At 46.7% G+C, this 10,667-nt stretch carries 13 protein-coding genes; 3 read left to right on the top strand and 10 right to left on the bottom strand.

Annotated features, from left to right (window positions below):
* The 10 genes from C5687_RS22465 to C5687_RS22420 form a co-directional block, all read right to left on the bottom strand.
* The coding region (locus C5687_RS22465; protein WP_238380511.1) for a DUF262 domain-containing protein at positions 1-1,563 on the bottom strand (1,563 nt) is incomplete at its 3' end.
* A gap of 70 nt (positions 1,564-1,633) precedes the next feature.
* Positions 1,634-1,945: a hypothetical protein gene (locus C5687_RS22460; RefSeq protein WP_023337782.1), complete on the bottom strand. Its 312-nt coding sequence runs from the start codon at positions 1,943-1,945 to the stop codon at positions 1,634-1,636.
* A gap of 58 nt (positions 1,946-2,003) precedes the next feature.
* Positions 2,004-2,717, bottom strand: a complete 714-nt coding sequence (locus C5687_RS22455; protein ID WP_050010169.1) for a helix-turn-helix transcriptional regulator — start codon at positions 2,715-2,717, stop codon at positions 2,004-2,006.
* A gap of 104 nt (positions 2,718-2,821) precedes the next feature.
* Entirely contained in the window at positions 2,822-3,571 is a 750-nt protein-coding gene (locus tag C5687_RS22450) for a YaaW family protein (RefSeq protein ID WP_045371317.1), read from the bottom strand.
* Between the two features lie 135 nt (positions 3,572-3,706).
* The gene (locus C5687_RS22445) at positions 3,707-4,093 is read right to left on the bottom strand and encodes a hypothetical protein (RefSeq protein WP_238380510.1); all 387 of its coding nucleotides are present in this window, start codon (positions 4,091-4,093) and stop codon (positions 3,707-3,709) included.
* Positions 4,094-4,166: 73 nt separating this feature from the next.
* Positions 4,167-4,406 (bottom strand): DeoR family transcriptional regulator, encoded by a 240-nt coding sequence (locus tag C5687_RS22440; RefSeq protein WP_071885215.1) that lies wholly within the window; start codon positions 4,404-4,406, stop codon positions 4,167-4,169.
* Complete coding sequence (locus C5687_RS22435; RefSeq protein ID WP_000286078.1) at positions 4,385-4,849, bottom strand: lecithin retinol acyltransferase family protein; 465 nt, start codon at positions 4,847-4,849, stop codon at positions 4,385-4,387. The genes C5687_RS22440 and C5687_RS22435 overlap by 22 nt, the downstream gene beginning before the upstream one ends.
* A gap of 58 nt (positions 4,850-4,907) precedes the next feature.
* Positions 4,908-5,336 (bottom strand): DUF2787 family protein, encoded by a 429-nt coding sequence (locus tag C5687_RS22430; protein ID WP_000098181.1) that lies wholly within the window; start codon positions 5,334-5,336, stop codon positions 4,908-4,910.
* A gap of 46 nt (positions 5,337-5,382) precedes the next feature.
* Entirely contained in the window at positions 5,383-5,814 is a 432-nt protein-coding gene (locus C5687_RS22425; protein WP_050010015.1) for a hypothetical protein, read from the bottom strand.
* Positions 5,807-6,160, bottom strand: a complete 354-nt coding sequence (locus tag C5687_RS22420; protein ID WP_057071824.1) for a hypothetical protein — start codon at positions 6,158-6,160, stop codon at positions 5,807-5,809. Before C5687_RS22420 ends, C5687_RS22425 begins: the two co-directional genes overlap by 8 nt.
* Positions 6,161-6,759: 599 nt before the next feature.
* On the opposite strand from C5687_RS22420, the gene C5687_RS22415 reads away from it, so the two are divergent.
* The 3 genes from C5687_RS22415 (at position 6,760) to C5687_RS22405 (ending at position 10,501) form a co-directional block, all read left to right on the top strand.
* Entirely contained in the window at positions 6,760-8,091 is a 1,332-nt protein-coding gene (locus C5687_RS22415; protein ID WP_072667497.1) for a tyrosine-type recombinase/integrase, read from the top strand.
* A gap of 61 nt (positions 8,092-8,152) precedes the next feature.
* On the top strand, positions 8,153-10,075 hold the full coding sequence (locus C5687_RS22410) for a DUF927 domain-containing protein (RefSeq protein ID WP_032610115.1): 1,923 nt from the start codon (positions 8,153-8,155) through the stop codon (positions 10,073-10,075).
* 75 nt (positions 10,076-10,150) lie between these two features.
* Entirely contained in the window at positions 10,151-10,501 is a 351-nt protein-coding gene (locus C5687_RS22405; RefSeq protein WP_032673100.1) for a hypothetical protein, read from the top strand.
* Positions 10,502-10,667 lie beyond the last annotated feature (166 nt).

The following is a 10,667-nucleotide window of genomic DNA, read 5'->3' as shown; positions in this document are numbered from 1 at the left end:
GTTCTCTGGTGAGTTCGCAACATAATCTAATCTTTCAAGATATTTCTTTGAAAAATGAATTCTTGGGTGAAGGTGATCAATATGAAACACCTCGGTTGGATTCATTTCAGGGAACAGAAGATGCAATAGTGCACGGCAACGACCTTCGCCATATCTGATATTCAGAAGGCTTTCGATGTATTCGTCGTCAAATCTGAGGTCCTTATTCGAGCCTTTGTACCTGTCAATAATCTTCTCAAGAGGAAAATGAATATCTGAAAGACTATTTTTCATTACATCTCTGATACTCGTGAGTAGCGCATCTGCCTGGCTTCCAAAGATCCCTTTCAGAAGTACCATGTAAAACCACTGACTAATTACTGAGCGCTCATTGTGGTTTTTATTCAGGAGATTAATCGTTGTATATAATGCATGTCCACTGGTTTGCTTTTTGTAAAGCCAGTAGGCCACAGGAATGACTGCATTTTTAGATATCAAAGACTGTGGATTGATGCCGAATCGCCTGATAAGAATAAAAGTCTCCTTGATACAGGATTTTATTTCAGACCATTGTTGTTGTATCTTACCGACCTCCTCTGAAGTGAAGTTTTTTACTTTGAACCGGACGTCAGAGTCAATAAGCATCAGGCTGGTTTTTAAGAACCAGTCTCTTTCAATATAAAACCCCATTTCATTATTCTGATAAATGTTTTTTGTCAGTTCATCCAGTTCTCTTCTGAAATCACCCTGCCAGTGCGCTACCGCTATTGACATCAGTAAGTCGGAGAACTCAAGTTTTGTCCCCCCGCTGTTCGTGCGGATGAAAACATCCAGCACATGATCAATGTCCTGACTGCTCTCATTGAAGTAGTGGATAAGATTCTCAGTTCTTATCTTGGTATAAAGTTTAAGCAGAGTTTTTCTGGAAAATTCACTGGAAATGAGATCTCTTTTTTCAAGTTCTGGTACGACAACGTTAAATAAAATATCATCAGGCGAATCATGTTGCTCGTATTTGAATATTTCGTGCAGGCAGAACCAGTGATGTTTGTTATCGGCAAGTGAATCAGTATATTGCTTCTCGGTCAGGAACCTGAAGTTGTACTTCATCATGAGTTCGTCGTCTGACTTAAGTGGCGCTGTTAAATCGACGTAAAGCTTTCTGGGTGGCAGGATGCGATCATCCTGTGCCGAAGGCCACCACATCCGGGGCTGTTTATACGCATACGTTCCACACAATCCAATATATAATGATGTGAGACGCTGCTGACCATCAATCACGGCCTTGAAATCATGAAACCCAGCATTTGTTGCTACGCAGGGGTTTTCTTCATTAAATCGCTGACAGTATTCTTTCAGGAATTCATAGAATTTGTAATCATTTTTAATACTGGCACTACGGATATCCCACATCATGAAAGAGTTTATCGGGTAGTCTCGCATGATGGAATCAAACAGCAAACATATCTGACTGCTGCTCCAGACGAACTTCCTCTGAATTGCAGGCAGAAGATAGTGGCGTAAATTAATTGAATCTATCGCTTGTTTTATCGTTATTGCTTTTTCATACTGGCCAGCCATCATAAACCTCATATGTTATATTAGCTGGCCTATTTTAATTTATTGCGTGTCGGTAGTACAGTCTTTGCACAAACTAATTTATGCAATGGAAAAGCTGACGGCTCGGTTTGTGTTTTTCATTCGGGTAGACTCGCATTGCGGATGCACAAAGTGATGAAACCTGTCTTGCTATATTTTTACCGAAGTTAACAAGAAGGCCGTGCTTTATTTTTTCACCCTCTGCCCTGATGCTGATGACAAAGCTGAACTGATATACGATTACCTCAATGAGGTCATTGCCAAATGTTATGATGGCGGCGTTGTTTATTTCATATTCATAATCCCTCAGGTCAGTGTTAAGTCTTGCTGTTGCATCTACAAGTGCGTATTCTTTATCGATAATCATAACTTTCTCACTTATCATGTTAATGTGATTTAATCATCACTAATAATATGTTGTGATTTTAATTACGATTATTCGTCTGTTTACTCCCGTAATGCATTATCTGATGAATAATGTTCATGTGGGGTAAGGCTTCCATAAAGTCAGACTGTTCAATCAGCGAAATGAGTGTGTTATCGATCTCAAACGTTGTATCCGGTAATACCTCAACCAGCCTGATTCGGGACAGGGAAATAACGAACACGCCCGATGACGTACATCCGGCAAGATACCACTCCGCATGGCTGCAAAGCAGACGATAGGGATGAACGGTATGGCTGACGTTTTCGTCGGTTCTGATACGCACCTGGGTCTGGTTGAGTATGGCGAGCGTCAGTCTGCTGAAATCACCAAAGAGCGTGGGTTTCTGGCGCGGCTCCGGGAGCATAATCCGGTAGGGTGAAGGGTGCTCCCCGTCAAGCATAAGGCTCAGCAGTTTGGCATCCATCGCGGGTAGCAGACGGTCAAGATGCAGCAGTCTCGCCAGTATCTTCATATCCCTTTCCGTACGCCGACGAAAGTAATGCGAGGCAAGCTGATATACGCCGTTGCTCTGTTCAATATCAAGATACGTGAGGCGGACGTTAAAATCCCTTCGCAGCGTTCGCGTTGTCACCCCGAATTCTTCTGCCAGCGTCCCGATATGCAGCTTTTCACCCTGAAACAAACGGCTCAGGATGATGGAAAGGCGGGTTGCCAGTCTGTCATGTTCATTTTCTTGTGTTATCAGCGTCATACATCGTTCCCGAATTTTGCCGGGAAATGATGCCAGCAGTAGCGGACAGGATTTGTCCGCCCTCTGAAGTTTTTTTTAAAGCCTGAAAATCTTAAATGTAAGTGCTAAACGTCAGTATTCTCAGGTGAATACAGATGCTTCTGGCGCATGTAGGCAATAAAGATGCAGGATGGGATCGTGACCCGGTATGCGGGACCGGCTAAATCTATCAGCAGCCAGAGAGAACTCAGCACCCAGCCCACGGGACCTGCAAATGCGCCCATGGTCCGCGTCAGCATGGCATTTCCTGCGAACGTCAGCCCTCTGCCTAGCAGGGCTTTCGCCACGCCATTTGTGACCACAAGCGCCATCTGATAGGCCGCAAACCCGGATGTTTTTATTCCCGCCTGGATTGCCATGGTCAGCAGCTCCGGCGTGGGATTGCTGTAGCCCGTCTGCAACTCTTCCGCCACGGTCTTTAACTGGTCAGGCGTCATCTTCTCAAGACTTTTCTCAAGGATCTTCATCAGCAGATTCATTTCAATCGTCTCGACGCTGGATTTGCTGTTGTAGTTCACCTTCATTTTATCGCAGGCATCGGTAAGAATTTCCCGGTACAGCACCCCTTTACCCCAGCGGAGCAGCGTGGCGAAGCTGTTTGCACCAAACGTCTGAACCTCGGCGGCAATGGCATCCCAGTAGCGCGGATGGTTGGGCTTGTGTTTTTTATACTGAGGATCGTAAGTCAGCGTTTCCGTAATACGTGCCAGTCCGTCTTTCGGATCGCAGATAAGCACAGAAACCAGTAAATCCAGATCGTCACGATGACAGTGGCGCAGAAACTCAAGGTCAGGGTCGTGTCGGTAGGTAGCCATATTTCACCTCATAGCGGATATTGGACCTGACAGTTTAAGGATGTCCCCGGACAGGGCGTGTCCGGCTGAAAAAGAAAAAAGTAAAAAAAAACCTGCCCGAAAGCAGGTTTCTGTTCACCGGATATCGCGTACCGGTTACTTTTTACGCCATTCCTTTTCCACTTTATTCGCGAAGGCATCGCACTGCCGCGCATATTCCGGGTTATAAAGCAGCTCCGACTGCGAAAGCTGCATGGCGGTCATGCTGCCATTACGGGCATTTGATTCGAGCCAGGTTCTGCCATAGGTTTTGTTCATCACCTGGAGCACCCGGTTGAATACCGGTCCGTTGAAGCGGGCATTGAGATTGACGCCTTTTACCTGAAGGCCGCTGTCACTGGTCTGGGTCAGGCGGGTGGAGTACATCGCACAGAAGGTCGAGTTGCTTATCATCTGAGCATCAGCCTGCTCGTCGGCGAACGCGCTGTGGCTGAAGGCTGAAAGCAGAATGGTGGCGGTTAACAGTTTAGAAATTTTCATCATGTTCCCTTATGGATTGAAAAGCGGAGACAGCCTGCCATACGGGGTGGTCAGGAGATGTCCGGCAGAGAAAAAATCAGGGTTTTAGTGAGGGGGCCAGTCGCCAGCGGTGAGGGCCAGCGGATTCCAGCACAAAGGCCAGATGAGCGAGGTCCCGTCTTGCGGTCCGGGGAGATACGTCAAACTGCCGGATGATGTAGCGAACAGATATTGTCTGACCGTAAAACAGCACCATGGTCAGCCGGATGAGCCGTTCTCCCTGTCCGGTAGCGTGTTGCCTGCGACGATTAACGTTCATCGTTGCCATACGCGCCATCGGTCCCCTTTCTGAAAAGAATCGAGGTGTCTGGCAAGCCAGATATCAGGGCATGAATTGCCGGTAACGCAGCGGGCAGTAAACCGGTGGCAGTTAAAGTCGAGCAGGCTGTAGGGATAGCGCTGACCCACTGCCGCCTTTGCCCGTTCAGCGGCCCGCGCACAACCCTGAGGCGTCAAATCCATACAGTCTGTATACACCGAGATAGCGGAGTTCCAGCCATCGAGCCGGTCAAGAAATCCTTTAGCCTTACTTTTGATAACGGTTCCATCGCCATCAAGATGAACAATATCGCCGTTACCCACATAGATACCGCTGTGTGCGGCAAGGCCAAAAAGCAGTTCGCACTGCACGATACCACCGTAAGCCGGTTCATCGACGCAGGAGAGAATGCAGTTATCGATAAATGAATCCACGAAGTTCAGCAGCAGAAGCCGGTACATAACAATCAATTCCTTACTACGGGGGAGAGGGGGGATGCGGGGGAAACGTAGTGAACACTCAGCTTTCCCACAACGTACGGACCGTGAAAACCCCCATATCGTGGTAAGCCATAAAGTTACTTTCCCACAGCGACCAGAACTCACGGGCGTCGACATGAGAGATATCGCCACAACGGGAAAGCCACGTGTATTGTTGCGTCCAGCTCACATCGACATCTTTTTCAAGCTCAGGCCATGGATGCCCTGCATAGTGAAAATCGGTGACGTAATCGAGCTGCCAGTCTTCTCCGGCAGGGATGAGGCGTATTTCGACCGGATGCCAGCCGCCCTTTTCCGGTGAGTATTCAGGGTCACGAAAGTTAATGGTTAATCCGGTGATGGGGTGACGATGGGGCGGTTTTTGCGCAACGATACCCAGAAGCAGTTGGGTGAACGACCGGGAGAGCGGCAGCACATAGCCGCCCTGCAATATTACGGGTGATGACATAGTGAATTTCCTGATTTTTGGTTAACAGAACACAGAAAAAGCGGGGTTAGTCCTGGCTGAGCGTAGCAAGCTGCGTCATACGATGCTGCCAGTCGGCATAGCAGCGGTGCATAAAGAGTCTGCTGCTGTCCGCTTCGATAAGGCAGATATCCGGACTTCTGAGCACAGCAGCAAGAAAAGCTGCGTTATTGGTGCTGCCCTGACCAAACAGTGGGCGAAATACACGGGATGGAAAGCTGTCTGGCTGCTGTTCCAGAATGGCGTGAATCGCATCAAGCGCTATCCATTCACGGGAGAACAGGCCCCCTTCGCCATTGGCGGTTAAGCGCAGGGCAAGACTCCCGGTTTCACCCTCTTTACCCAGCTCATACGTCAGCAGTCCTTTACTGTGGGGGCTGATTTTCTCGGCTTCCCCCATGTAGAACACGGTATAGCTTTCGGTGACGGCGGCTTCGGTAGCGATTTTTTTCTTACTCATGGTTCAGCGCCTCAATCAGGTTCCGGAGTTGAGTGATAACGGTCGTGTCCGGGAACACCAGATAGATACCCTGTCCGTTATCGCAGACGATACCGAGCAGGAGATACCAGCCATCATCAAGTGCGGTGACGTATTCCGGGTTAGCCAGTGCCACTGCCAGCAGCGGGTCTTCGGGGAGGGTGTCATCGTGGTTGAGATGCCAGAGCAGGGTTCCCGTTTCGTTCCAGAAGGTGGTAAACAGGTCGATATCATCGACAGGGCCAAGGATTTCATTGCTGAGGGCTTCCAGCGCGGAGGCGGGCAGTTTGAGAAGGGGAAGACTGGTGGGTGTCGTGAGCTTGAACATGATTATCTCCATAATGAATTGATTTACATGGAAATAATATGTGCATAAAAAGAGGTTTTTTACGTTCATAGTCGTTGGGGTTGGTGAGCTTTGTGAATGTACAAAATCAAAGCACCCGCAGGTGTAAAATGTGATGATTGTCACAATAATAAAAATTAATGGAGTGTGGTTTTGATTGTTGAAAGGTTGATTTACCCTTAAGTTGGGCTGCATATTGTCAAAATCATCACTTTAATCTATTGATTTAAATAGCATTAATTTTAAATGCCTTATTGGGTTGTTTTTTAGTCGAAAATCGGTGGGGTCTATTACCATTTTCTTATTTCAGGGCCTCAAAAGTTGACTTACTTTGGGCGATGCATCCGGAACACAATTTTTTTATAGGGTTTAACGCTATTTTCCCTTTTCCCTGAGCAGGAGTACTCCTGATGAATCATCATGGTCTTTCTGACTTGAGTATTAAATGTCAATGGGCATGTAAGAGCTGATTTTTCATGGGCTTGAAAGTGATGCCACGAATAAATAAGCTTATCCCATTGTTGGCCGACATATTAAATTACTCATTATCATCTGAATTTTCAGAGGACCATGTACATATTATGAAAGTTAATTACCCTTTAAATAAAATAACGCAAGTGCTGGATGAAAAGAGCATCACAGCTGCTCATAAAAATTCCTTCAATGTAGATGTGGAAGCTCAGGGGTATTCCGACTCTGGAGTATCTGATGTTGTAGAATATCCAGGGGTTGCACCTAAAAATACTGGAGGTGTTTTTACTAAAGCCCTTTTTGATGAATATAAAATCCGTGCAGTACAAGCTGCACAAACAATCGAGACCAGCGATAAGAAGTTAACCGGACTTAAGGCAATATTCTATCCATCAGGTCGCATTAAATTTATTGTCCGCAAAAGTATTCGCGGAAAGAATATCTACGTTGCCGTAGGAGGCTACCCGGAAATTTCAATTAAAGATGCAAGGGAGCATGCCTTTAAAATAATTCAGGAGCTCAAGACCGCCGTTGAGGCTTACGGTGAGCGTTTTCTTACTCACAGTAAAATGACGTTTAATGAGCTTGTGGATGAGTATGAGAAAAGCGTACTCAGCACGGGCGTTAAGCGTTCAGCTAACACCGACCTTTCTAAGATCCGTAAATACCTGCGCCCTCTTCTCGGTGACAAAAAGCTGGCAGGTATGACGGAGGCGGATATTCTGAGCTATCTGTATGCTCTCGATCTCAAGCCAGCCACCCGCAACCGCCATCTGGCGCTCATTAAAGCGGTGTTTACCTGGGCTATACGCATGGGATACACCAACCGCTCTCCGGCGCTTTATATCAAAGCGCTGCCTGAAGTGACGTCAGATCGCCGCGCCATGGATGATTCCCAGCTTCAGTGCTGGATGGAAGTGTGTGAGTGCTGGCGTAATGGTAAACCCGATCATGAAGCCCTTGCTCTGCTCATGTTCCTTGCCCTGACGGGACTGCGTCTGGGGGAAACCCGTCATCTTCGCCTTGAGGATGTGGACTGGAGCCGCAAAGTTATCACTCTTCGCCACACCAAAAACGGCAAACTCCGCCGTGTACCGGTATGTGATAAGGCGTTCGTTCTTCTGACAGAACAGCGTCAGCATCTGGGTGATGAAGGCTGGGTATTTCCGGGCAAGGGGACCGACAATCCGGTTGCTGAGCCGCGTCGCCTGCAAAAACGACTTTGTGAGGCTGCGGGTATTCCACCGTTCACCATCCATGAGATGCGTCATACCTTTGCGACAAAGCTCATTGAGAGCGGGGCCGACATTCACACCGTCAAAGACTTACTGGGCCACAGCACGATCAAAGTAACGTCACTTTACTTGCACTCATCACCGGCGCGTTACCACGAAGCCGTTAACCGGGCGATGGCAGATTTGAACCTTGTAAACATGACTTAATGAAAACATTCATAGAGCAGGACATGGCTTATACCGTTATATATTTTACAGGACAGAATTAATGACAATTGAAACTAAAACATTATCAACGCTACCACCTGCGCTTTCACCACTCGCGAAAATTATGTCAAATATGCATCGTGAAAAAACTGACAGGTCAGATGTCAAGAAGCTGCTGAGAAAAGCTTCACAACATAAAGATATCGATCTTTCCGTTATCAACGAAATGGTATTCCGTGAGGGATTGCCGGAGGGTTATGGAGCCAGTGCAGAAGCGCTTTATTCACTCTCAGGTAAGGCCCCGGTACCGTTTACATTTACACCTGTATTTCCTTATGCGAAATGCTTTTCTGCTGATAGTCAGTCTGATATGCAGTTGTTGCTTGTTGCAAGGAATCAGGCTGGAAAGATTATTTCTATTCGTATCAAAATGGATGAACTGTATGCCGATATTGATCGGGTAATGGCCTCTCTCGCTCACAGAGGCGTTGCGATTGATCCTGTTCGTAAAAATGAACTGATTAGATTCATTCTCAAGTGCATGGATATGAAGTTACCGTGTTATCTGGTGACGCCATCTATGGGGATGATCGATAAGAAAGCCGCTTTTTTGCACGGAAAAACCCCTATTTTCTGTGACCTTGACGGATTTGAAAATATTATCCCGGCTTCTGTAAAGCGTATCCCCGAAGGGATTAAGGAATACGGTGAGCTAGATCAGTGGCAGGAACTTATTGCTGAACATGCAAAAGGTGATTATCAAATTTTTGCCATCATGCTCTCTCTTGCATCCCCTTTGCTTGGGCTTGCCGGGCAGGATATTGCTATATTCCATTTCTATGGTCTTTCCACGACAGGAAAAACAATCCTGCTGCAACTGAGTGCATCGTGTCACGGGTATGGAGGAGATGCCGGAAGTAACGGCCCGTCGCTCATTGCCCGGTGGAATGCCACGAGCAACGGTATCGAGAGTCATGCTGCTTTACAATCCGGTACCGTGGTATGTCTTGATGAATTAGGAGCATTTTCTGGAAAAGAGCTTTCCTCCCTGATCTATAACCTGACATCCGGTGTCTCAAAAATTCGTATGGATAAAACGCAGGAGATGCGCGAACCGTTAAGGTGGAACTCGTTCTTTGTGTCTTCCGGCGAGATATCATTTTCCCATAAGCTGCGAGAAAAAAAACAAAACCTGCAGGGCGGTCATGAGCATCGGGTTATCAATCTCCAGATTTTCCCGAAAGATGCCGGAGCCCCTGGAGAGGGGCCGGAAATTATTCGTCAGCATGCTGACAAACTTAAGTCGGGACTTGAGCACTTCTGTGGGACGGCTGGACCCGCTTTTCTCCGTAGTCTGCTTTCTCAGACTGATGAAGAGGGGCTTCCCGTGAGTTATCAATGGTTACATGAATCCGTTAAAGCTAAGGTATCAGAATGTGAAGGCCTGCTTCTGGCTGAGCTGATTGATGAAGGGTATCTCCTGACGGATGTTCAACTCCGTGCGCTTCGACGCTTTTCTTTCGTAATGGCTGTAGGTCTGCTGGCGCAGGAACTGGGTATCTTGCCTTACTCTCCGGAACGAATTGCGACCGCCGTCTGGGAAATAGTTGTTCGTTGGCTGAGTGATACCTCTGTGCAATATAACCCGGTCCAGCAAGCATTGATTGATATTCAGCGTGATCTTGTAAAAAGGGAAGGGGCACATTTCATCGGCCTGAAAGATCGTGAGAGCCGTAAACCCGGAAACCACTGGGGGTATATCCACCATACTAATGAGGATTTTTTAATCTTCGCACCTGTATTTGAAGAGTGGTGCCAGAAACATTCATTAAGCGCTCGAGAAGTCGCTAAGGAGCTGGCATGCCGAAAACTTCTTCGGGTAGAAAGTAAAGGGCATTACAAAAAGCGTCCTCTTACTGGTATGGATAAGTGTTACTACCATATTAAGCGGGAGTTTATCAGTGTTGATTTGAATTTTTCTTAAAGCATTATCTGAATGTAGTTAACTAACTTATCTTTAAACTTATTATTCTGAATAAATTAACAGAAGGGGAACCCCATGACTGAATTCTGCGAATTAAATGAGACTCACTTTTTTCCTGGCGCTATTACAGGCTGTGAAACTATTCGTCCACCATTTACGCTTTATGGTCTTATCATGACGCAGGCTAAATGCAATTTCTATGGTATCTGTAGGGAAGTGACAGACAGTGAGTATCCTGAATTAAAAGCAATGATTAACCGGAATGAAAAGATTCGTTTCTTTGCCAGTTATATTTTCAAAGGTAACGTTCGTTATGATTATCTTGGCGAATTACCAACACTATCAATCGATCAGGCTCGCAATAAAGCCCGATATCTTGCCAGAAGTAATGAGGATGAGACCGCTTATGAATACATCCCATTCTGATTGATGAGTTTACCCTCAAAAAAAGCAGGGGCATTTGCCTCTGCTTTTCAGTTATCGCAAAGAAGGTAGCTGAGCTGTTATCCTTTCCGCCAGAAGTTGGCTGGTGTTTTGTAAGCGCTGAGGATGAAGGTGCGCATAACGCTGTGATGACTGACTACTGCGATGA

The organism is Enterobacter sichuanensis, assembly GCF_002939185.1.
In the GTDB taxonomy this organism is placed as follows: Bacteria; Pseudomonadota; Gammaproteobacteria; order Enterobacterales; family Enterobacteriaceae; genus Enterobacter; species Enterobacter sichuanensis.
Note: the sequence above shows the minus strand (reverse complement) of the source record. Positions and strands in the feature narration are given on the sequence as shown.

What these genes read in the sequence shown, in the direction of transcription:
- C5687_RS22425 (WP_050010015.1), bottom strand. Translation starts at nt 5,814, where the DNA reads ATGAGTAAGAAAAAAATCGCTACCGAAGCCGCCGTCACCGAAAGCTAT.
- C5687_RS22440 (WP_071885215.1), bottom strand. Translation starts at nt 4,406, where the DNA reads ATGGCGCGTATGGCAACGATGAACGTTAATCGTCGCAGGCAACACGCT.
- C5687_RS22450 (WP_045371317.1), bottom strand. Translation starts at nt 3,571, where the DNA reads ATGGCTACCTACCGACACGACCCTGACCTTGAGTTTCTGCGCCACTGT.
- C5687_RS22435 (WP_000286078.1), bottom strand. Translation starts at nt 4,849, where the DNA reads ATGTACCGGCTTCTGCTGCTGAACTTCGTGGATTCATTTATCGATAAC.
- C5687_RS22420 (WP_057071824.1), bottom strand. Translation starts at nt 6,160, where the DNA reads ATGTTCAAGCTCACGACACCCACCAGTCTTCCCCTTCTCAAACTGCCC.
- C5687_RS22460 (WP_023337782.1), bottom strand. Translation starts at nt 1,945, where the DNA reads ATGATTATCGATAAAGAATACGCACTTGTAGATGCAACAGCAAGACTT.
- C5687_RS22410 (WP_032610115.1), top strand. Translation starts at nt 8,153, where the DNA reads ATGACAATTGAAACTAAAACATTATCAACGCTACCACCTGCGCTTTCA.
- C5687_RS22405 (WP_032673100.1), top strand. Translation starts at nt 10,151, where the DNA reads ATGACTGAATTCTGCGAATTAAATGAGACTCACTTTTTTCCTGGCGCT.
- C5687_RS22415 (WP_072667497.1), top strand. Translation starts at nt 6,760, where the DNA reads ATGAAAGTTAATTACCCTTTAAATAAAATAACGCAAGTGCTGGATGAA.
- C5687_RS22445 (WP_238380510.1), bottom strand. Translation starts at nt 4,093, where the DNA reads ATGATGAAAATTTCTAAACTGTTAACCGCCACCATTCTGCTTTCAGCC.
- C5687_RS22455 (WP_050010169.1), bottom strand. Translation starts at nt 2,717, where the DNA reads ATGACGCTGATAACACAAGAAAATGAACATGACAGACTGGCAACCCGC.
- C5687_RS22430 (WP_000098181.1), bottom strand. Translation starts at nt 5,336, where the DNA reads ATGTCATCACCCGTAATATTGCAGGGCGGCTATGTGCTGCCGCTCTCC.